The organism is Aggregatibacter segnis ATCC 33393, from assembly GCF_000185305.1.
Classification (GTDB): Bacteria; Pseudomonadota; Gammaproteobacteria; order Enterobacterales; family Pasteurellaceae; genus Aggregatibacter; species Aggregatibacter segnis.
Window position 1 is genome coordinate 556,903 of record NZ_GL622200.1, and the last position, 23,226, is coordinate 580,128.

The 23,226-nt window shown below is 44.2% G+C and carries 16 protein-coding genes; 8 read left to right on the forward strand and 8 right to left on the reverse strand.

Annotated features, from left to right (window positions below; genetic code table 11):
• Window positions 1–5 precede the first annotated feature (5 nt).
• Together iscR and trmJ are read right to left on the reverse strand one after the other, a co-directional pair.
• The gene (gene iscR / locus HMPREF9064_RS06675; protein WP_006717467.1) at window positions 6–488 is read right to left on the reverse strand and encodes a Fe-S cluster assembly transcriptional regulator IscR; all 483 of its coding nucleotides are present in this window, start codon (window positions 486–488) and stop codon (window positions 6–8) included.
• 82 nt (window positions 489–570) lie between these two features.
• The gene (trmJ, locus tag HMPREF9064_RS06670; protein ID WP_032998095.1) at window positions 571–1,296 is read right to left on the reverse strand and encodes a tRNA (cytosine(32)/uridine(32)-2'-O)-methyltransferase TrmJ; all 726 of its coding nucleotides are present in this window, start codon (window positions 1,294–1,296) and stop codon (window positions 571–573) included.
• Window positions 1,297–1,449: 153 nt separating this feature from the next.
• On the opposite strand from trmJ, the gene suhB reads away from it, so the two are divergent.
• On the forward strand, window positions 1,450–2,250 hold the full coding sequence (gene suhB / locus HMPREF9064_RS06665) for an inositol-1-monophosphatase (RefSeq protein ID WP_006717470.1): 801 nt from the start codon (window positions 1,450–1,452) through the stop codon (window positions 2,248–2,250).
• 106 nt (window positions 2,251–2,356) lie between these two features.
• Here the strand turns inward: suhB and yedE are convergent, their stop codons facing one another.
• The 5 genes from yedE to putP form a co-directional block, all read right to left on the reverse strand.
• Complete coding sequence (gene yedE / locus HMPREF9064_RS06660) at window positions 2,357–3,418, reverse strand: YedE family putative selenium transporter (protein ID WP_006717472.1); 1,062 nt, start codon at window positions 3,416–3,418, stop codon at window positions 2,357–2,359.
• A 179-nt stretch (window positions 3,419–3,597) separates the two neighbouring features.
• Window positions 3,598–4,269 (reverse strand): DUF484 domain-containing protein, encoded by a 672-nt coding sequence (locus tag HMPREF9064_RS06655; RefSeq protein ID WP_006717475.1) that lies wholly within the window; start codon window positions 4,267–4,269, stop codon window positions 3,598–3,600.
• Between the two features lie 66 nt (window positions 4,270–4,335).
• Complete coding sequence (purA, locus tag HMPREF9064_RS06650) at window positions 4,336–5,634, reverse strand: adenylosuccinate synthase (RefSeq protein ID WP_006717478.1); 1,299 nt, start codon at window positions 5,632–5,634, stop codon at window positions 4,336–4,338.
• A gap of 88 nt (window positions 5,635–5,722) precedes the next feature.
• The gene (gene cmoB, locus HMPREF9064_RS06645; RefSeq protein WP_006717479.1) at window positions 5,723–6,688 is read right to left on the reverse strand and encodes a tRNA 5-methoxyuridine(34)/uridine 5-oxyacetic acid(34) synthase CmoB; all 966 of its coding nucleotides are present in this window, start codon (window positions 6,686–6,688) and stop codon (window positions 5,723–5,725) included.
• A 23-nt stretch (window positions 6,689–6,711) separates the two neighbouring features.
• A complete protein-coding gene (gene putP / locus HMPREF9064_RS06640; protein ID WP_006717481.1) occupies window positions 6,712–8,232 on the reverse strand; it encodes a sodium/proline symporter PutP in 1,521 nt (506 codons plus the stop codon).
• Between the two features lie 137 nt (window positions 8,233–8,369).
• Here putP and rng point away from each other — a divergent pair, with 137 nt between their 5' ends.
• From rng to modD, 3 genes are all read left to right on the forward strand, one after another.
• On the forward strand, window positions 8,370–9,845 hold the full coding sequence (gene rng / locus HMPREF9064_RS06635) for a ribonuclease G (RefSeq protein WP_006717483.1): 1,476 nt from the start codon (window positions 8,370–8,372) through the stop codon (window positions 9,843–9,845).
• Between the two features lie 43 nt (window positions 9,846–9,888).
• Complete coding sequence (locus HMPREF9064_RS06630; protein ID WP_032997795.1) at window positions 9,889–10,587, forward strand: SIR2 family NAD-dependent protein deacylase; 699 nt, start codon at window positions 9,889–9,891, stop codon at window positions 10,585–10,587.
• 269 nt (window positions 10,588–10,856) lie between these two features.
• A complete protein-coding gene (gene modD, locus HMPREF9064_RS06625; protein ID WP_006717487.1) occupies window positions 10,857–11,705 on the forward strand; it encodes a ModD protein in 849 nt (282 codons plus the stop codon).
• A gap of 65 nt (window positions 11,706–11,770) precedes the next feature.
• On the opposite strand, the gene HMPREF9064_RS06620 is transcribed toward modD, so the two are convergent.
• Window positions 11,771–12,106 (reverse strand): hypothetical protein, encoded by a 336-nt coding sequence (locus HMPREF9064_RS06620; RefSeq protein WP_006717489.1) that lies wholly within the window; start codon window positions 12,104–12,106, stop codon window positions 11,771–11,773.
• Between the two features lie 210 nt (window positions 12,107–12,316).
• Here HMPREF9064_RS06620 and tldD point away from each other — a divergent pair, with 210 nt between their 5' ends.
• From tldD to pbpC, 4 genes are all read left to right on the forward strand, one after another.
• Complete coding sequence (tldD, locus tag HMPREF9064_RS06615) at window positions 12,317–13,765, forward strand: metalloprotease TldD (RefSeq protein WP_006717490.1); 1,449 nt, start codon at window positions 12,317–12,319, stop codon at window positions 13,763–13,765.
• Between the two features lie 52 nt (window positions 13,766–13,817).
• Complete coding sequence (locus HMPREF9064_RS06610) at window positions 13,818–19,577, forward strand: alpha-2-macroglobulin family protein (protein ID WP_006717492.1); 5,760 nt, start codon at window positions 13,818–13,820, stop codon at window positions 19,575–19,577.
• Window positions 19,578–19,726: 149 nt separating this feature from the next.
• Entirely contained in the window at window positions 19,727–20,740 is a 1,014-nt protein-coding gene (locus tag HMPREF9064_RS06605) for a YeiH family putative sulfate export transporter (protein WP_032998097.1), read from the forward strand.
• Window positions 20,741–20,850: 110 nt separating this feature from the next.
• Window positions 20,851–23,208 (forward strand): penicillin-binding protein 1C, encoded by a 2,358-nt coding sequence (gene pbpC / locus HMPREF9064_RS06600; protein WP_032998099.1) that lies wholly within the window; start codon window positions 20,851–20,853, stop codon window positions 23,206–23,208.
• Window positions 23,209–23,226: the final 18 nt, after the last annotated feature.

Genomic DNA, 23,226 nt, shown 5'->3' on the forward strand with positions numbered 1-23,226 from the left:
CACTTTTAGCTATGTTGTGCGTTATTCGTTTTTATTACGAGAAGATTTTCTAAATCTTGATGTTTGTACTGGGATGGCTTCTTTTGTTTGTGTTGAGAGACCAATTCAGCCAATGTGATTTCATTTAAGAAATCTGCAATACGTTGACTCAGCTTGTCCCATAAGGTATGCGTTAAGCATTCCTGTCCGTTTTGGCAATTGCCTTTCCCTAAACATTTCGTGGTATCAATATTTTCATTTACCGCAGCAATGATCATACCGATGGAAATGTCTTCCGGCATGTGACCTAATTTATAGCCGCCACCCGGTCCGCGCACACTTTTGACTAAATTATTGCGGCGTAGTTTTGCAAACAGCTGTTCCAAATAAGAAAGGGAAATGTGTTGTCGCTCGGAAATATCGGACAAACTTACGGGACCATTATCGGCATGAATAGCAATATCTAAGATTGCGGTGACTGCATAACGACCTTTCGAGGTTAATTTCATCTTTTATGTTCCTAAATAAAAAAATAATCAATTAAGCGAAGAAATCTTACATTGTTGACTCTTACAGTCAACTATTATTCTTTTACGATTTAAGTTTTTTTTCAACCGCACTTAACATGCCGAGCAAAATATGAAGTTCTGTTTTTTCGACTTCAGCACGGCTATATAAGCGTCGGAGTTTTTGCATGACACCTTGATTTTGAATAAAGCCAAGGGATTGATAAAGCTGCTCGGTACGCGTAAAAAAATAGTCCAACTCTTGCATTTGCGGATATACGTCAGGCTGCGTTTGTGTCATTTTCTGATTTTCTTCGCGCTGTGTTGCCAAGTAAGCCATGCGTATTTCGTAACTGATTAATTGTACCGCCATGGCTAAATTTAACGAGGCATAATCCGGATTTGCAGGAATCGTCACATGATAGTGGCATTTGAGCAATTCTTCATTGGTTAAACCGACACGCTCACGTCCAAATACAATCGCTACTTTTCCACTTATCGCATGATTAATGGCTTTTTCCCCACATTCGCGTGGCTCAATGAGCGAGTTTTGCAAATGACGCAATCTTGCACTAGTGCCAATTACTAACGAGCAATCGGCAACGGCTTCGGAAAAGTTTTCTACAACGACCGCACTTTTCACCACATCTTCTGCGCCGGCAGCAAGGGCAATGGCTTGATCATCCACGCCTTGTTTTGGCGCCACTAACACTAAATCTGTTAATCCCATTGTTTTCATTGCTCGTGCGGTGGAACCGATGTTGCCACTGTGCGAGGTTTCAATTAAAACAATTCGAATATTTTCCAACATGATCATTTTTATCTTATTCAATAGCGGGGCGTATTCTACCATAAATACCCCTTGTATTTAGTCAACAATTCTAAAAATTTTTCTGATAGCTATTTTCTTTTAAATCTCTTATAATCGCGCACCTAAATTGTTCTTTAAAATCCGGTGGAATTTATGAATCCTATGTTAAATATCGCGATTCGTGCAGCACGAAAAGCGGGCAATATTATTGCAAAAAACTACGAACGTCGTGACGACATCGTCACCATGGAAAAAAGCAAAAATGACTATGTAACCAACGTAGATAAAGCGTCAGAAGAAGCGATTATCGAAGTCATTAAAAAATCTTACCCCGACCACACCATCATCACCGAAGAAAGCGGTGCATTAGAAGGCAGTGATAACGATGTTCAATGGGTGATTGATCCACTGGATGGCACCACAAACTTTGTAAAAGGTTTGCCTCATTTCTCCGTTTCTATTGCTATTCGTGTTAAAGGCCGCACCGAAGTGGCCGTGGTTTATGATCCTATCCGTAACGAATTATTTACTGCAGTGCGTGGCGAAGGCGCAAAATTAAACGAACAGCGTTTACGTGTTGAAAACAAACGCGATTTATCCGGTGCTGTACTTGCTACCGGTTTCCCATTCAAACAACCGAAATACATGCCAATGCAATTCAATATGATGCAAAGCTTGATTGAAGAGGCGGCTGATTTCCGCCGCACCGGTTCTGCTGCGTTGGATCTTTGCTATGTGGCATCCGGTCGTTTAGACGGGTATTTTGAATACGGCATCAAAGCTTGGGATGTGGCGGCAGGCGATTTAATCGTTCGTGAAGCAGGCGGTATCGTGACAGACTACAATGCTGGTCATAGTTACTTAAAAGCCGGCCATATTGTTGCCGCAGCACCACGCGTGCTAAAAGAAATGTTGAATAAAATTCAGCCTTGCTTAGCCGAAGATTTAAAATAAGACGAAAATCGACCGCACTTTTGTATTGAGTTTTCAATGTTGTCGAATTTCAGAAACACAAAACGCCCGTTTATTACGGGCGTTTTTTTATCTCGCTATGGAGGATTTAGGCTTTTGATTTATTGGTTACGCCAATGTAAACACAGGCGGCAAAGCCAAGTACTAAAACGTGCGGCGTATAAGCTGTAACACCGTTAGGTGAAGCTGCTAAACCGAAGTTATGTGCCGCAGCCGCACCTAATAGCATACCTAATACAAATAATGCCGCGTCATTGTTTCCTTCTCCGATATTCACCAATTGTTTACCCGGGCAACCGCCACCAAGGGAGAAACACAATCCGCATAATGCCATGGCAAAGAAGTTCCAGATATATTGATTATGTGCGATAGGTTGCTGTTCAAATCCTACATGGAATTGTCCGAGCAAGCTGTTGGTGATCGCAGCGAACACAACCAAGGCGATAACACCGTTCAAAAGCTGTGTGTCGCGGAACAATACGAAGTTACGGAATGCGCCAATTGTGCAGAAACGGGATTTTTGCATTAATACACCAAGCAATGCGCCGCCGGCAAGCGACATCCAAACGGCAGGGTGTTGTGCGCCCGGGCCTTTTTCTGAAAAGTAAATAGCCAGATTTTCGCCAAATTTAAATTGAGTTAAAAGCAAGATGAGTAAGGCCAAGGTAAATAGCACGCCAATGAGCCCTGACGATTTGCTTTGTTCACTTGATTTTCCTAAGGAAAAACCGCGATTCGCAAAGAAAATACCGCCTAATATCCCGGCGAATAAACCAACGATTCCCGCAATGGCAGTGAGATCGCCACCGCCTAGGCGCAAATAAGCACGCCATGGACAGCCTAAGAAAATCAGTGCACCGATCATGGCAAAGAACCCAAGGATAATGCGAGCCAACGGCGCAGAGCCACCGCGTGGTCGGAATTCCTTAGAAAAATAGGCACTGGCAAGCGCACCTAAAACTAAGCCGATAAGTTCGGGACGAATATATTGTAGCGGAGCGGCGCGATGGAGCCCTAATGCACCGGCGGTATCTCGTAAGAAACACGCCGCACAGAAACCCATATTGCCGGGATTGCCATTGTAGGTTAGAAGTGGAGCAACGATACCAAGTGCAGCACCTGCAACCACAGGCCAAGTGAAAATTTTCATAATGAGACCTTTGTGATATCTGAAGTTAAATTGAATTGTGTGTTTTTAATGATTAAAAACACACACATTGTAGAAAAGTCGCCAATATAAAGAAACCGGCTTTTTATCAGATCGTGAGCTGGATCAAGGATTTGCAAAAACAAGGCGAAAATGCACCGCACTTTCTAGTCTAAATGGATTCACAGCCAACGGGTTAAATGCAATTCCACAATATCCACGATGTGTTTTAAGAATGTAGTGTCTTGCCCATTATGGAAACGGGCAGTATCTCGGGAGGTGAATAATAAAAGTGCGGTCGGTTTGTGGCTTGTTTTTGCGCCAAGCAGACAAATTGCCACGGAGCCAATGGGAAATTCTTCCGGCAGAAACATCAGGTGTTTTTCTTTGTTGCTTAAATCGCCCAAGTAAAATTGGCGCAAGCCGAGACGTTCCAAGCGAATCAGTTCAAACGCCTTGCGATCAATCCAATATTGTTCGGGAATGGATTCATTTGTTTGCCATGCATCTCGAAACAGCAATATTTTTGCACCGTCCAGTTCATAGGATTGCGCCCACTGTTTCAATTTTTCTTCGCCCTGTTGGAAATCTTCCGCTTGAAACAATTTCTTTTGTAAGGGCATAAGCGCATAGAAAATGTCCGCCTCTTGATAGGCAAGCTGATGAAATTTTTCTAAGAACGCTGTAAGTGTTTTGATTTGTTGGCGTTGCTGTTCTAGCTGTGCTTCTACTAAAGATAGCGTGCCTTTTTGCGGATGAACCACGGACAGTTTGGCAAGCAAATCAGGATGAGTGGTGAAAAAATTAGGGTATTCGGTTAGGTATTCGACGACGTTTTTTTCCTGTTCATTCATAAAAAACTCTCCAAAAAAGAACCGCACTTTGATGGCTCAAAAGTGCGGTCATTTTTCTATGCGTTTTTACGCAGCAAACGGATCTTGTAAAATCATCGTTTGTACACGATCCGGTCCGGTTGATAGGATAGAAACCGGTACGCCGGTGACTTCTTCGATACGTTTGATGTAATTACGGCAAGTTTGCGGTAATTGATTCACATCGGTTACGCCGAAGGTATTTTCTTTCCAACCCGGCATAGTTTCATAAATCGGCTCAACACCTTCCCAGTCTTTCGCGGCAAGTGGTGCGTATTCTACAATATCGCCGTTTGGCATTTTGTAGCCCACGCAGATTTTCACTTCATCGAAACCGTCTAACACGTCTAATTTCGTCATGCAGAAACCGGAAATAGAGTTTAATTGAATTGCGCGACGAATGGCGACCGCGTCGAACCAACCGCAACGACGTGGACGACCGGTGACCGCACCAAATTCGTTCCCTTTACGGGCAATTTCTGCACCGACTTCATCGAATAATTCCGTGGTGAACGGGCCGCCACCCACGCGGGTGCAATAGGCTTTGATGATACCTAACACATAATCTAAATTGCGCGGGCCGAAACCGGAACCGGTAGCAACGCCACCGGCAGTGGTGTTGGAGCTGGTCACATACGGATAGGTACCGTGGTCAATATCCAACATGGTGCCTTGTGCGCCTTCGAATAAAATGTTGTCGCCATTTTTGCGCGCGGTATCTAAAATGGTGGTAATGTCAGCGACCATACCGGTGATAATATCGGCAACAGCGAACACGTCATCTAAGGTTTTTTGATAATCAACCGGTTCAACTTTGTAGTAGTTCACTAATTGGAAGTTGTAGTAATCAAGAATATTTTTGAGTTTTTCGGCGAAGGCTTCGCGATTAAATAAATCGCCTACACGTAAACCGCGACGAGCCACTTTGTCTTCATAAGCCGGGCCGATACCACGACCGGTGGTACCGATGGCTTTTTTGCCAAGTGCCGCTTCACGAGCGTGGTCCATCGCAACGTGGTAAGGTAGAATTAATGGGCAAGCTTCAGAGATTAATAAACGGTCACGGACATTGACGCCACGGCTTTCTAATTCTCCCATTTCTTGCATGAGGGCAGACGGGGAAAGTACAACGCCATTACCGATTAAACAGGTGACGTTATCGCGCAGGATGCCTGATGGAATTAAACGTAAAACGGTTTTCTCACCGTTGATGATTAAGGTGTGACCGGCATTATGACCGCCCTGATAACGAACCACATATTTGACGCGGTCGGTGAGCAAATCAACGATTTTTCCTTTTCCTTCATCGCCCCATTGCGCGCCGAGAACAACAACACTTTTACCCATAATTTTCCGCCTTTTTTAAGCTAGTTTATAAAAATCAACGGTTGCTTACTTTACTCTTTTTAACCTTTGATCTCAATGAGATTTATGACTATTTATTGGCTAAAATGACCGCTCTTTTCGGGGCAGGATAGCCTTCGATGGTTTTGCTGTGATCTGCCGGATCGAGAAAATCAATTAAGGATTCATTTTCTAACCAATCGGTTTTGCGCTGTTCCTCTAATGAGGTGACGGCGACATCCACACAACGCACATTTTTAAAGCCGGTTTTTTGTAGCCAATGAATCAGTGCGGCAACGGACGGAATAAAATATACATTTTTCATTTTGGCGTAGCGATCCATCGGCACCAACACAGTGTTTTCATCGCCGTCCACTACTAAGGTTTCGAGCACCAATTCACCGCCGTTCACCAATTGGGCGCGCAGTTGGGAAAGATGATCTAGGGGCGATTTGCGGTGATATAACACCCCCATAGAAAACACCGTATCAAACGCCGCAAGCGGTTGCATTTGCTCAATACCGAGCGGAATCAAATTGGCACGACGATCGTCATTTAATAATTTGCGTACCGCTTCAAATTGACATAAGAACAATTCCGTCGGGTCGATGCCCACCACCATTTTTGCGCCTTCGCCCACCATGCGCCACATGTGATAGCCACTGCCGCAACCCACATCTAAAATCGTGCGATCTTGCAACGGCGCTAAATGCGGTAGCACGCGATCCCATTTGAAATCGGAGCGCCATTCGCAATCCACATGAATGCCAAGCAAATGATAAGGCCCTTTGCGCCATGGCATGAGTTGTTTTAAATGGTGAATAATGCGCTGGCGTTCGCCATCGGAAAGCGCAGAATCGCACTCAGATTTGACCGCACTTTTTAGATCAATACGGGATGCCGACAAGTGCGGTAGGAATTCTACGACTTTTGCCCATTTGGCATATTCCCCGTGGGTTTGCTGTTGCCATTGTTTCATTTGTAATGGCAAGGTTTCCAACCAAGGGGAAAGATGGGTCGTAGCAATTTGTTGATAAAAAGGGCGAAAATCGATCATATCGTTATCTCGGTGAATTAAGGTTACAGCGCATCATGATACGCTTTTTGGGCTTTTTCAAAGGTGTCGGTAATGGCCTCGTCGGGTTTCGCGGACAAGAGAGACACAATAATAATGGCGATGGCAGCGAACATAAAGCCGGGAATCATTTCATACACTTGCGCCCATTCGCTTTCTTGCGGTAAACATTCTTTCCAAGCAAACACGGTTATTGCGCCGGTGAGCATGCCTGCCATGGCACCGGAGGACGTCATGCGTTTCCAAAATAATGAAAGTAAAACTACCGGACCAAAGGCACTGCCAAACCCAGCCCAAGCAAATTCCACGAGTTTCAACACCTTACTGTTTTGGTCTTGTGCAATCCAAATGGCAATGGCGGCAATCACCAACACCATGGCGCGACCCAGCCAAACTAATTCTTTTTCTGATGCCTTCGGGCGGATAAAGCCTTTGTAAAAGTCTTCCGTAATGGCACTGGAAGAAATTAACAACTGGCAACTTAGGGTACTCATCACCGCGGCAAGAATCGCGGAAAGCAAAATACCGGCAATCCACGGATTAAATAATAATCGGGATAATTCAATAAAAACTTGCTCAGGTTCATGGTTTACCAAAGCCGCAGAAGCGGTGTTTGCATTTGCATAGAAATACGCCATACCAAAGAAACCGATGGCAACGGCACCTACTAAGCAAAGCACCATCCATGTCATGCTGATTTTGCGAGCTTTATTGAGGGAACGCACGGAGTCTGCCGCCATGAAACGAGCGAGAATATGCGGTTGTCCGAAATAACCTAAGCCCCACGCCGCAAGGCTTAACAAGCCCATAATGGTGGTACCGCGGAATAAGTCGGTGAATTCTTTTTGTGCGCTCATTTCGGCTTGTTGCACGACGTTTTGTAAGTCGTCAATACCGCCGATAGAAATCACCACAAAGACAGGGGTAAGCAATAAGGCGAAAATCATTAGCGTGGCTTGAATGGTGTCTGTCCAGCTCACCGCAAGGAAACCGCCAATAAAGGTGTAGGCGATAGTCGCCAGTGCGCCATACCAAAGTGCGGTGGAATAATCGATTGAAAAGAGGTTTTGGAATAATTTTGCACCGGCAACCACGCCCGAAGCGCAATAAATGGTGAAGAACACCAAAATAATGGAGGCGGAAACGATTTTTAACGCATTGTGACGCGTACCAAAACGATGATGAAAATATTCAGGCAGGGTTAATGCGTTCTGATTAAATTCGGTGTAAACCCGTAAACGTCCAGCAACGAAGAGCCAGTTTAAATAGGCTCCCAAGGTTAAACCAATTGCAATCCAGCCTTCGACCAAACCGGATAAATACACGGCACCCGGCAACCCCATTAACAACCAACCGGACATATCCGAGGCACCGGCAGACATCGCTGTGACGAAACTGCCTAAGCGACGCCCACCCAAAATGTAATCGGATAAATCCTTGGTGTAATAATAGGCGGCAACCCCAATGCCAATCATGCCGAAAATATAAATAGTAAATGTAACAATTGTCGGATCTAAACCAAACATCCTATCAACCCTAAAAATAGTTCTTATATTCAAAAAAAGGGGAGCATTTTACCTTATTTGCCCCTGTTATTCTATTTTCCTTTTCGTTAGACTAATTGGCAAAATCAATAACAACGACATTTTGGATAAGATATTTTATGGATTCTGTTGAATTATTGGTCAATGTGACACCAAGCGAAACGCGTATTGCCTTAGTGGAAACCGGTTTGCTCAAAGAAGTGCATATTGAACGCCAAGGCAAACGCGGTATTGTGGGAAATATTTATAAAGGCCGCGTCACCCGTGTATTACCGGGAATGCAATCGGCATTTGTGGACATCGGGCTGGAAAAAGCCGCTTTCTTACACGCGTCAGATATTGTATCGCACACCGAATGTGTGGAAGAAAGTGAACAAAAGCAATTTGTGGTGAAAGACATTTCCCAACTGGTACATGAAGGGCAGGATATTGTGGTGCAAGTGGTAAAAGATCCGCTTGGCACGAAAGGTGCGCGACTCACCACCGATATTACCTTGCCTTCCCGTTATTTAGTATTCATGCCGGAAAACAGCCATGTGGGCGTGTCACAACGCATTGAAAGCGAGGAAGAACGTAATCGCTTGAAAGAACTCACCTTACCTTTGTGTGATGAATTGGGCGGTTTTATTATCCGTACTGCGGCCGAAGGGGCGACTGAACTGGATTTACAACAAGATGCCGAGTTTTTAAAACGCTTGTGGCGAAAAGTGTTAGAGCGCCGTGCGAAATACCCGACCCGCTCCATGCTTTACGGCGAATTGGCGCTGACCCAGCGTATTCTGCGCGATTTTATCGGCGGTAAATTGGATCGCATTCACATTGACTCCCGACTTTGTTTCAATGAAGTGAAACAATTCACCGAAGAATTTATCCCAAATCTCACGGATAAATTGATTTTATACACGGGAAATCAACCGCTCTTTGATGTGTACAGTGTGGAAAAGGGGATTCACCATGCGTTAGATAGACGAGTGAATCTCAAATCCGGTGGCTATTTGATTATTGAGCAAACAGAAGCCATGACCACGATCGACATTAATACCGGTGCATTCGTGGGGCATCGTAATTTGGAAGAAACCATTTTCAACACCAATATTGAAGCCACCAAAACCATCGCGCAACAACTTCAACTGCGCAATCTCGGCGGCATGATTATCATTGATTTCATCGATATGCAAAGTGAAGAACACCGTAATCGTGTGTTGGAGTCCTTGCAAGATGCCTTATCGCGTGATCCGGTGAAAACAAACGTTAATGGCTTTACACAATTAGGTTTGGTGGAAATGACACGCAAGCGTACTAGGGAAAGTTTGGAACATGTATTGTGTTGCGAATGCCCAACCTGCCAAGGTCGCGGACGAGTGAAAACAGTGGAAACCGTGTGCTATGAAATCATGCGCGAAATTATCCGCGTGCATCATTTATTTGCCAGCGAACAATTTGTGGTTTATGCCTCCCACGCTGTTGCCGACTATTTAATCAACGAAGAATCTCACGGTTTGTTGGCTGAGTTGGAAGTCTTTATTGGTAAACAAATCCAAGTAAAAACCGAACCGTTTTACACCCAAGAGCAGTTTGATGTGGTGGTGATGTAAAAGTATCAGTAGTATTAGGATGAATACATTACAGGGGAATAAGATGAAACCTCTTTGTGTCGTATTAAGCGGCGCAGGCATTAGCGCTGAAAGCGGTATTCCGACATATCGCGCGGTGGATGGCTTATGGGCAGGGCATAAAATCGAAGAAGTTTGTACACCGGAAGCCCTGCAACGCAACCGTAAAAAAGTGTTGGATTTTTATAATGAACGCCGCCGTAATTGTGCTGTAGCCCAACCTAACGCAGCACATAAGGCCTTGGTAGAATTGGAGCGAGGCTACAACGTGCAAATCATTACGCAAAACGTAGATGATCTGCACGAACGCGCCGGTAGTGCTAATGTGTTGCACCTGCACGGCGAATTAAACAAAGTGCGCAGCAGTTTTGACCCCGGTTACATCGTGCCTTGCTTTGGTGAACAATCCGTGGCTGATAAAGACCCTAATGGACACCCCATGCGCCCCCATATCGTCTTTTTCGGCGAAAACGTCCCCATGTTAGAACCGGCAATTGACTTTGTTTCGAAAGCGGACGTTGTTTTGGTTATTGGCACCTCATTACAGGTGTACCCCGCCAACGGCTTGGTCAACGAAGCGCCGAAAAATGCCCCAATTTACCTCATCGACCCTAATCCAAATACGGGCTTTATCCCACGCTCGGTGGAAACAGTAAAAATGAAAGCCGGTGAAGGCGTACCGAAAGTAGTGGCGGAGTTATTAGGAAAAGTAAAAAACATTTAGAAAAACGATCGCACTTTTCCTGGAAAATAAGAATGTATTTCTATTCCATCTGTGTAGATGATGAGCCACGTGCAGTTACCTTTGCAAAAGTCTATTGATATGTTTCTAGATTTGCTGGTGGCGTTGCCGTCATTGGTGATTGACTTGAATTTGTTTGTTGTTTAACTCGCAAAGTCTATTGAGCCAATTGATTCTGAATGTTAATTAGCAGATTTTTGGTCGAAAGGCAGCTTCGATTGCATTTAGGACAATTTATTTAAGGAGAACACATGATTTATTTTTCAGATAAAGAATTAGACGATTTTTTATTGGAGGATATTTATCGTGGCGATTTGACGACGCGTGCGCTCGGTTTGGACAATGTGCCGGCGAGAATTTTATTTAAACGCAAAAATGCCGGTATTGTGGCGGGAATTAGCGTGGCAGAAAAATTGCTAGGAAAATTGGATATTGAACCGCAGGTTTATGTGCAGGAAGGCGAAGCCGTTGACGCCGGCACGGTGCTGTTAAGTGCGGTGGCTTCCGGCGATAAATTACATCAGGCATGGAAAGTGGTTCAGTTGGTGTTGGAGTGGTCTTGTGGCGTGGCGCAATACACGGCGGATATGATCGCTAATGCCAAAGCCATCAATCCCCATGCGGTGGTCGCCTGCACCCGTAAAAGCATTCCGAATACCCGAAAGTTAGCGACCAATGCGGTGTTGGCGGCGGGCGGGCATATTCATCGGCAAGGTATTAGTGAAACGCTGCTGGTGTTTACCAATCATCGCAACTTGCTTGCGGAACCCGATAATTGGACAGCAATCGTGGAACGTTTAAGACGGGAAGCTCCGGAAAATAAAATTACCTTGGAAGCGGATAATTTCAGTCAATTTGAACAAATGTTGGATGCCGAACCGGATATTATTCAGTTGGATAAGTGGTCGGTGGATAACGTGAAGCGGGCATCGTCTTTGGTGGCGGCAAGCGGTAAAAAAATCATTCTGTCTGTTGCCGGTGGTGTGAATAAAAATAATGTTGCTGATTATGCTAAGTTAGGCATTCATTTATTTATCACCTCTGCGCCTTATTATGCCCCGCCGGAAGATATTAAAGTGGTGATTGAACGGCAACCTTAAAAACACCGCAAAAAACGACCGCACTTTTCGATTAAAAGTCTCATTCTGTATTCACGATGTGGCGGTTAAATGCAACCGCCACAACTGCCACAACGCCAGTCTTCCGGATTCACCGCTTGATAAAACGCCCGCATGTAGTCTTCTTCCAAGGGAATGTCGTATTGAATAAATAAATCTGACAGCCAATCCATATTGGCTAAAATCCAGTCGCTTTCATCTAAGCCTTCTAAATAAAGCTCATCTTCGGGATCAATAAAATTATAGATATTTCTGGTACCCATATCTTTATCACGGCGTTCAGCGGGGAGGACGAGAGGAATGTCGTTATAGTGAATATCCCAATGTCCTAAGCAGAGCGTATGCCCTTTTGCCGTCCATTCGGCTTTAAATGGATTTTGCATAATTTGTTACTTAATTGGAAAAATAAGGGGTTCAGTATAATCCCCTATAAAAAATGAGCCATACTACAAAGAAGGTAATCCGGCTGTTCTGGTGAAAAACAGATCTACACCAATCATATCAAAAAGTGATTAGCCTTTCCCCGAGAGCGCGAATTCGCTATAATTTGCGCATTTTTTATCAATCTATTTTTCGATGTAAGTAAATATTTCATGTTAAAACAAGTTACCGAGTCTTTATTAACTCAAAGTCATTTGGTTTTATCCGATTTATCCAACGTATTTGATACGTTAGCGCAACGCAACGTGGATTATGGCGATTTATATTTTCAGCTAAGTCAGGATGAAAACTGGGTATTGGAAGACGGGATTATTAAAGAAGGCGGATTTCATATTGATCGCGGCGTGGGCGTGCGTGCGGTAAGCGGTGAGAAAACCGGTTTTGCCTATTCTGACCAAATTAATTTAGCCAATTTGCAACAATGCGCACAGGCAGTGCGTGGTATTGCGCAACCTTCTCAGTGTAATTTTATTCTGCCGGTGAGATTTAATCCGGTGGACGCACCGTTGCGTTATCAGCCAATTAATCCGCTATACAGTTTAAGCCAAGAGCAAAAAATTGAATTATTGCGCTTAGTGGACAAAACTGCCCGCGCGGAAGACCCGCGAGTGGTGCAGGTGAATGCCGGCTTGAGCATGGTGTATGAAGAAATGTTGGTGGCAGCCACTGACGGCACTTTGGCGGCAGATATTCGCCCACTCATTCGTTTATCGGTTTCCGTGTTGGTAGAACAAGACGGTAAGCGTGAGCGTGGCAGTGCGGGCGCAGGCGGTCGTTTCGGTTTGGAATGGTTCTTTGAAAGCTATCAAGGCGAACAAAGAGCGGTCTATTTTGCGAAAGAATCGGTGCGTCAAGCATTGGTGAATTTAGGCGCGGTGGCGGCACCGGCAGGATTGATGCCGGTGGTGTTGGGCGCAGGTTGGCCTGGCGTGTTATTACACGAAGCAGTAGGGCACGGCTTGGAAGGCGATTTTAATCGTAAAGAAAGCTCCTTATTTACCGGTAAAATCGGTGAATTAGTCACATCGCCTTTATGCACGATCGTGGATGACGGCACTTTAATGGATCGCCGAGGCTCGGTCAGCGTGGATGACGAGGGCGTGCCAGGTCAATATAACATATTGATTAAAGACGGTATTTTGCAGAAATACATGCAAGATAAAATGAATGCCCGTTTGATGGGCGTGCAACCGACAGGCAATGGACGTCGTGAATCCTATGCCCATTTGCCAATGCCACGCATGACCAATACTTATATGCTGGCGGGTAAAGATAAATTTGAGGATTTGGTGGCGTCCGTAGAACACGGCATTTTTGCACCGCACTTTGGTGGCGGCCAAGTGGATATTACCTCCGGCAAATTCGTGTTTTCTACTTCAGAGGCTTATTTGATCGAAAAAGGTAAAATCACCAAGCCGGTGAAGGGCGCAACGTTAATCGGCAGCGGTATTGAAGTGATGCAAAATGTGTCCATGGTTGCTGATGAAGTGGCATTGGATCATGGTGTCGGTACTTGCGGTAAAGAAGGACAAAGCGTGCCGGTGGGCGTAGGGCAACCGGCATTGAAAATCGATCAAATTACAGTAGGCGGAACGAATTAATGATAATGGTAAATAACAGCGTCAATTTTAAAGTTAATCAAGGGAGCATCTGATGCAAGACAAAACCAAATTTTCAGTGCTTGGTGCACTCGTATTAGCCATAGCAGCCGGTGGTGGCAGTTATTGGTATCAGCAGCAAAAGGGAAATGAAAACAATGCGGTTCATGTGAAATTTAATCCCATTGAACCAACTTATTACGGGGAAGAGGGGACATCAAATACCGTTTATCCACTGAACATTGAATTTAATGGCGCCGCCGCACCGATTGATAAACTGAAAACTGAGATCACGCAAGGCATTAAAATGGAACCTGCCCTTGAAGGGAGATGGGTTTGGTCGAGTGATAATTTACTGAGTTTTACGCCCGCACAGGATTGGCCAACAGGGCAAGAATATAAAATCACGTTAGATAAAACGGCATTAAACCCAGGGTTAACCTATGCGAAATCGGTCACCACGCCTCATTCTGTAAAAACCCAGCCTTTTAGTGTTGTCGACTCCGATGCGGACTTTTATCAGGATCCGAATGTCTTTCATGTTCGTCATGCGTTAACGCATTTGGTGTTTTCCAATCCGGTTGATCCGAAGGCATTAGAAAGTGCGGTTGAAGTAAATTTAGTTCGCAAAAATCAGGATCAATCGCTCAATTTGATTAATCCGTTGAAATTTAAGATTCGTTATTCCGACAATAAATTGGAAGCGTGGATCAGCTCGGATGACCTGTCTTTATCGACCCAACCGAATCAATTTGTGCAAACCAAAATTAGCCAAACGTTGCGTGCGAAGACCGGTGTGAATACCTTAGATAAAGACATCACTAAGCTCGTGCCAGTGCCGACGAAATACAGTCTGCAAAACGAGGATAATAGTTTTAAGGTTATTAACAATCAGCAAAATGAAGCAGAACAGGTTCTAACCTTTAATTTCAACTATGGCGTGAAAGGCAAAGACATTGCCGAGAATCTTATTGCGATCTTATTACCGGCATTACCTGAAGGACAAAGTTGGGAATCGGAAAAATTAACGGAAGCGGCTGTTAGACGTGGCGAACGCGTTCAACCGGAATTAATTCCAAGCGAACATCCTTACTCGGCGCAACAATCTTTTCGTTTTGATATTCCGGAAGGCCGTTGCCTTTATTTGCAACTGAATAATAAATTCACTGCCTTGGGCGGTTATCAACTGAAAAAACCGATTGGCAGCTTAGAATGTGCGCCAAATTACCCGACCTATGTCGGCTTTGTGGGCAAAGGTTCTTTATTGTCTCAATATGGCGACGGCAAATTAACCCTTGCTGTACGTAACGCTGACAGTGTGCAACTGGATATTGGCCGCGTACAGGCTGAGCAACTTCGTCATGTGGCAAATTTAAATAGCAACAGCTTCCAAAAACCGGATTTAGGCAATTTGAAATTTGATGATATTGCTACGTTTAAAACGGAAACCCTTACCGTAGCTAACGATAATCCACGTAAATCAGATTATCTCAGTGTAGATTTATCGCAAAAAGGTTTGCCAAAACAAGGGATCTTTTGGGTGAAAGCAAGTGCGGTCTCTTCTGGCAGTGAATCTGATGGCGATAATTTAAAAGATAGCAAAGATGAAGATGGCTATTATTATTGGAATTCCGATCCGGATTCGCAAACCAGTGATTACCGTTTAATCGTGTTGACGGATTTAGGCATTATTGCGAAAAAAGCTGCGGATGGTACGCAATCTGTTTTCGTGCAATCCATTGCCAGTGGGGCGCCGGTATCAAATGCGTTAGTGAAAGTGATTTCTCGCAATAACACAGTGATTGCCAGCCAATTTACTAACAAACTCGGGGTGGCTCAGCTTCCGTCTTTAGAAAACTTCAAGCAAGAACTTGAGCCGGTTATGTATTTGGTGACACGCGGGCAAGATCAGTCTTTCTTACCTATTGATAAATCAGACCGCACTTTAGATTTCTCCCGTTTTGATATTCGCGGTCAGGAAATTTCGCCGGAACAAAACGCCATTAAGACCTTCTTGTTTAATGATCGAGGTATTTATCGTCCGGGTGAGTCCGTGTATATCGGCATGATCAGCAAGGCGTTGGATTGGAAAAAATCCTTGGCAAATGTGCCACTCACTTTAGAAATCACGTCACCGTCCGGTAAAACACAATGGCAAAAAACGATCCGAGTGAGTGAAAGTGGTTTTAATGATTTGACTTATCCGTTGTCGGAAAATGCAGAAACCGGTGAATGGACGGCACATATTTCTATTGGTCAACAGCAAGAACAAATTGATGTTGGCTCTATGACGTTCCAAGTGCAGGAATTTGAACCGGATACGTTGAAAATCAATACGATGTTTAATCGTAGCCAACAAGCCGGTTGGGTTTCTCCGCAGGATTTAAAGGCGACCATCCATTTAACGAATTTATTTGGTACGCCGGCGCAAAAACGCCGAGTGAGTGCAAACATCATGTTGCATTCTCTCTTCCCGAGCTTTCCTGAATACAAGAACTATCAGTTCTATGATAATCAACGCAATAAAAATGCGATTTTGTTGGAAACCGAATTACAGGATCAAACCACGGATAATAACGGTGATGCCGTTTTTGCCTTGAATTTAGCGCAAGAAGCGGAAAATACCGTACAGATGTTGTATTTCACGGCGGACGGCTATGAAAATAACAGCGGTCGTGGCGTATCTAAAGTGCAATCGGTGTTGGTTTCTGCGCAACCTTGGTTAGTGGGCTACAGCAGTGCGCAAGACTTGAGTTATTTAAGAGAAAACGGCGTAAGCCAGGTGAACTTAATTGCGATTAATCCAAGTCTGCAAAAAATTTCCGTGCAAGGGCTAAGTGCGGTCTTAATGGAACGTAAATATGTTTCCGTGCTGACCGAACAACGCTCCGGTGCTTATAAGTACGAATCTAAACTGGTGGAAAATCAAATTGATGAAAAACCGTTGGATATCGATCAAAGCGGGTCTGATTTTGTTTTGAATACCGAGCATAGTGGTGATTTTGTATTGGTCATTAATAACCAATACGGTGAAACCGTCAATCGCATACCTTATACGGTGATTGGCAACAGCAACGTCTCTGTCGCCATGGATAAAAACACCGAACTTAAATTGAACTTGAACAAAAAACAATTTATGCCGGGTGAAGAAATCGAGGTGGCAATTAATGCACCTTATGCGGGGAGTGGATTAATCACCATTGAACGTGATCGTGTATATGCCCATCAATGGTTTAAATCCACGACTAACCGTTCTGTACAAAAAATCAGAATTCCTGAGAATTTTGAGGGAAGTGGTTATATTAACGTGCAATTCTCTCGTGATATGCAATCCGATGATATTTTCACCAGTCCGCTAAGTTATGGCGTTGCGCCGTTTAGCGTCAATGTGGATAACCATCGTTTGAATGTGACGTTAAATGTACCGCAGCAAGTGAAGTCCGGTGATAAAGTGCAGTTTACGTTATCTTCCGATAAACCAAGTAAAGCAGTAATTTATGCGGTAAATGAAGGCATCTTGCAAGTGGCTGGTCATAAACAAGAAGATCCGTTGAAGTTTTTCTTCCCGAAATATGCCCTTCAAGTGGAAACCTTGCAGATTTTGGATTTGATTTTGCCGGAATTTCGTAAAGTATTGCAGTTTGCACAAACCGGTGGTGACTCGGAAGAAATGGCAATGTTGGAAAAAGCCTTGGCGGCGAATACCAATCCATTTAAACGTAAAACCGATAAACCGGCGGTGTTCTGGTCAAATATTGTGGATGTGGACGGAAGCAAAACGGTAACTTACCAAATTCCATCGGGCTTTAATGGTAATTTGAAAGTCATGGCGGTTGCCGTAACAAATGACGGTTCACAAATGAATATCGCACAAGCGGAAACTTTGGTGCGTGACGACATGATTTTATCGCCAAGTGCACCGATAACCTTGGCACCGAATGATGAAAGTAAAGTCAGTTTGACCGTTTCGAATAATACGAAGAGTAAACAAAATGTGCTTGTTCAGCTCAATGTTGCACCGCAGTTCCAAGTATTAAGCAATGCGCAAACCTCCATTGTATTAGCTCCGATGAGTGAAGGCGTGGTGGATTTCCAATTAAAAGCAACTGATTTGCTTGGTAGCGGTATTTTATATTTCACCGCGGCTTACTTAGATGAACTGCAACAACCGGCACAGGTTGAACGCAAATACGGTATTTCCGTGCGTCCACTGACGGCGAAACAGCAATTCATCAAAGTGGGTGATGTGGCGGCAAATCAACAGGTACAAGGCGAATTACCGAATCTGTTGTTCCCACAACGCCGTGAGCAATACGCGCTGATCTCTTCCGCTCCGTTAGTCTTAGCGAAAGGTATCACAAGTTATTTAGGCAACTATGACAACTTCTGTACGGAGCAAATTATTAGTGCGGCAATGCCTAATCTGTTATTGGCGAATAATCCTGAGTATCAAAGTTTACTTGGCGTTTTATCACAAGCGGGCGACAAGCAAGCTATTGAAGCCACTAAACAGCAGTTACACAATAATTTGAATCGTGTCTTTAATTTATTACCGGCACGCCAAACTGAGAACGAAGGCTTTGGCGTATGGTCCGGTTTAGATGAAGATGATGCCTTCTTAACGGCTTATGTGGCGCATTTCCTCATTGAAGCGCAAGAGCACAACGTGCAATTACCGGCAGCATGGATTGCACCAAACGGCTTGTTTAATCAAACAATTGCGGCATTAGAACGTTTAAGTCGTCCGGAAAGTGAAGATAATTTAGCCATGCTGCGTCAACGCGCTTATGCGACGTACTTATTGGCGCGTTTAGGTCAAGTGCCAAGCGACAGCTTAATGTCTATCCGTAGTTTATTGGAGCGTCATTTCAAAGCGGAAGAATGGCAATCTGATTTAGCCGCGGCTTGGTTGGCTGGTGCCTATCAGTTGGTGAAACAGGACGAGGATGCAAACACGCTGATGAACAATCTAATGGCAAACTTTGCTCATCCGCAGGCGAAAAGCGAATGGTTCTATCGCGATTATTTAGATCCGTTGATTGAGAAAAGTTCGGTGTTGTATGTGTTGTCACGTCATTTCCCGAAACAGGCAGCGCTATTATCTAACGGATTGTTTGAAGGCATTGTGCAAGATTTAAACGACGACCGTTATAACAGCTTGTCTTCCGCAATGGTGCTTTTAGCCTTAGAGGCTTACGGTAAGCAATACCCTGACCAACTTGAAAAATTACATATTCAGCAAGAAGGTCAAAATATCGGCGGTGTACAAGGTTCTTTTGTGTTAGCCAATATCAATGCAGACAAAGCTGCACTTAACTTTGTTAACCAAAGTACGCAAAGAGCCTGGTATGCCATTAGCCAATCCGGCTATGTACAACAGCCGTCTGCTGAGGCGATTAAAAACGGCGTGGAAATCGACCGCACTTACTTAGATAAAGACGGAAAACCGGTGTCTTCTGTGAAACTTGGCGACATCATTAACGTACAAGTCAATGTGCGTTCATTGCAAAATGTGCAAGACAACATGGTGATTACCGACCTTTATCCGGCTGGATTTGAAGTAGTAACGGGGAATGGTGACATGAGCGCCCAAGAGGAAACTCAACAACGTTTTAACTGGGTACACCGTGATTTGCGTGAAGACCGTATGTTGAGCTACGGTTCCGTGGGTGAGACCACCACCGTCATTCAATATCAATTAAAAGCAGTGAACGTGGGTAAATTCAAAATTCCACAAGCTTATGCAGAAAACATGTATAACCGTGCGGTTAATGCGCAATCTGCTGCGAAAGGGGATATTGAAGTGATTCAATAATCGCTTAAAAAATAAAAAACTCTCCCTCGTTTGATGGAGAGTTTTTTATTGTTAACGGTTTACAAGCCTAAAGTGCGGTCAGAATCAACTCCATTTTTCGCTGTTCTCAGCGTATAATGAAGCCTCATTTCCCTTTCATGACAAACCAAATGAAAAATCGATCATTCTATTTCGGGCTTATTTGTGTGGCGTTTTTAGCATTTATTGCACAACAAATAAGTCAAACACCATTTGCTCAGCAGGCGCATTTTAGCGCGCTCATTATTGCCATTTTGCTGGGGATGCTCTTTGGTAATAGTGTTTATAAACGTTATGAAAGCCATATTGAAAAAGGCGTTTTATTTGCTAAAGGGCCGGTTTTACGTGCTGGGATCGTGTTGTATGGTTTTCGACTCACCTTGCAAGATATTACTGACGTGGGAATAAACGCAATTCTGACCGATGCCCTGATGTTACTTTCCACTTTTTTGCTGACCTGTTTTATTGGCATTCGGTATCTCAAAATAGATAAACAGCTTGTTTATCTCACGGCTTCCGGTTGTAGTATTTGTGGGGCGGCTGCGGTAATGGCGGCTGCACCCGTGACAAAGGCAGAATCACATAAAGTGTCGGTGGCGATTGCGGTGGTGGTGATCTTCGGCACGCTGTCCATTTTTTTGTATCCGCTTTTTTATCCTTGGGCCACCACATTAATGACACCACACCAATTCGGTATTTATGTGGGCTCCAGCGTGCATGAAGTGGCGCAGGTTTATGCCATTGGCGGCAACATTAGCCCTGTTGTCGCAGATACAGCGGTGATCACGAAAATGATTCGGGTCATGATGTTGGCCCCTTTCTTATTGGGGCTGTCTTGGCTGTTGACTAAAGAGGCGCAAGCAGGAGAACAACGGAAAATTACTATTCCCTGGTTTGCTCTTTGGTTTATTGCTGTTGCGGTGTTCAATTCGTTTAATTTGTTGCCGCAAACGCTAGTAAAAAGTTTGGTTGAGCTTGATACATTTCTGCTTGTTTCTGCGATGGCGGCCTTGGGGTTAACAACACATATCGGCGCCATTAAACAGGCGGGTTTTAAACCGCTGATCCTCGGCACTTTGGTTTACCTTTGGTTAATTGTGGGTGGTTTGTTAGTCAATTATGAAGCAGGTCTCTTTTTGTCATAGGTAGAAAAGGAATTTAATTCGTAAGTTAAGTAAAAAGGGCGGAGGTGTTTTGGCGATAAAACACATTGAAAATCTACCGCACTTTTTGTTTTTAATCATGTTTGATGGTTATGTCACAGAAATTTCGTCAATGCTTGTATGTTGTTTTATGCGGTTTACTGCTTACGGCCGTAGTGGTTCATTTTTTACCTCATGAACCCTTGAAGCAACGCTTTCCCTATTCTGTTGCCGTGTATGACGAACAGCAGAATTTATTACGCCTAACCACAGCAAAAGATCAGAAATATCGTCTTTGGACGCCATTAGAAGAACTCTCGCCACAATTAGTGGATGCCGTGCTTTTTCAGGAAGATGAATGGTTTTATTACCATTTTGGGGTGAACCCTTACGGTTTGTTGCGTGGCGCGGCACAAACCTATCTTTTAGGTGGCTCAGCGCAGGGCGGTTCTACCATCACCATGCAATTGGCGCGGATTCTATGGAATATTGACAGCCGCACTATCCACGGGAAAATCGAGCAAATTTTCCGTGCCGTTCAATTAGAATTGCAATATTCCAAACAGGATATTTTAGAGGCCTATTTCAACTTTGCGCCTTATGGTCGGAACATTGAAGGTGCCGGGACGGCAAGCCTGATTTATTTTAACCGAGCCAACAAAAACTTGAATTTAGCGGAAGCCATGACCTTAGCGATTTTGCCAAAAAATCCAAACGGCTACATTCAACAGAATAATCAGCAACTGAATCCGCAACTGTTCAATGCGCGTAATAAACTGTATGCCCGTTGGATGGAAAGTCGTCCGCAAGATCGCCAATGGCAATCCCATTTCAAATTAAATTATCCTTTACGCCCCATTGAAAAACTTCCTTTTTTCGCACCGCACTTTACCGACCAAGTGTTGCAACAATATGCGGAAAAAGAGGAGGCTAAAAATGGGCGTCTTATCACCAGTTTAAACAGCGGCTTACAACGTTTGGTTGAGCGAATCAGCCAACGCTATTTGCAACAACAAAAAACCTATGGCGTGAATAATCTGGCGGTATTGTTGGTGGATAATCGCACCATGCAAATTAAAGCCTTGGTAGGTTCCGCTGATTATTTTAATCCGCAAATCAGCGGGCAAATTAACGGCACATTGGCAAAACGTTCTTATGGTTCGACCTTGAAACCGTTTATTTATGGCTTAGCCTTTGATCAAGGGCTAGCCCATCCTAAAACGATATTAAAAGATTTGCCGACGAATTTTGCCGATTATCAACCGGAGAATTATGAAGGTAATTTTCTCGGACCGGTCAGCGTGACGCAGGCGTTATTGCAAAGCCGCAATATTCCTGCCGTCGAGATGGCACAACGTCTGAAATATCCTGATCTTTACGATTTGCTGAAACAAGCGGAAATTGTTTTGCCGAAGGAAAAAGCCCATTATGGCTTGTCGTTGGTGTTAGGCGGTGCAGAGCTTTCCATGCAACAGCTGGCCGGTTTATATACTGCCCTTGCCAATGGGGGAAAATGGCAACCGTTGCAATCCCTGAAAGAGATTTCAGCGGAACAACGTGTCTCGCTATTAAGCCCGGAAAGCAGTTATATGTTGGGTGACATTTTAGCGCAAAATATTCGCACCGATATTTATAACAAAGCCATCAAAACCAAGTTACCAATTTATTGGAAAACCGGCACGTCTAACGGATTGCGCGATGCTTGGACAGCCGGCTACTTCGGCAATTACACGTTGGTCGTGTGGTTTGGCAATTTTAACAATAAAAGCAACCCGCACTTTATCGGGCGTCGCCTGGCGGCACCGTTATTTTTACAGCTAGCAGATGCTATTATTGCGCAATCTCCGACGATGCAAGATCCACTTAGTCGTGAAAAGTTAACTTTAAAAGATGTACCGGTATGTGCCGCTGACGGCAACTTACCGAATAAATACTGTCAACAACTCACCAATACCCTGTTTATTCCTGGTAAATCGCCGATTCAAGTAAGCAATATCTATCAGCAGTTACGCGTACGTAAAGGCACGGATGTTTTAGCTTGTGCAACAGATCCGATAGAGGAAACGGAACAAAAAATTTATGAGATCTGGAGCAGTGACTATCAAAAATTGTTTGCTCAAGCCGGAATCATGAAACGTAGCCCGATGGTCAATGCCGAATGCCCTTATGAACAGCAAACTCAGTCTTTACAACAGATTACGCATAATCCGCTGAAAATTACCTCACCACTGGAAAATCGGACTTATTTTATTAATGCGAATAGCGTAGAAGACCATATTCCGTTAATTGCCACGACCTCAGGCGAGGTTCAGCATCTTTATTGGTTTGTGAATAACGCGTATTTAGGTGAGAGCAGAGCAGACGAAACATTTTTATGGAAACCGGCAGGCATCGGCACCTATCAAATAACGGTTGTTGATGAAGCCGGCTATCGGACAACCATTAATGTGACAGTGAAAATCACCCGTTAAGGAAATGAAAGTGCGGTC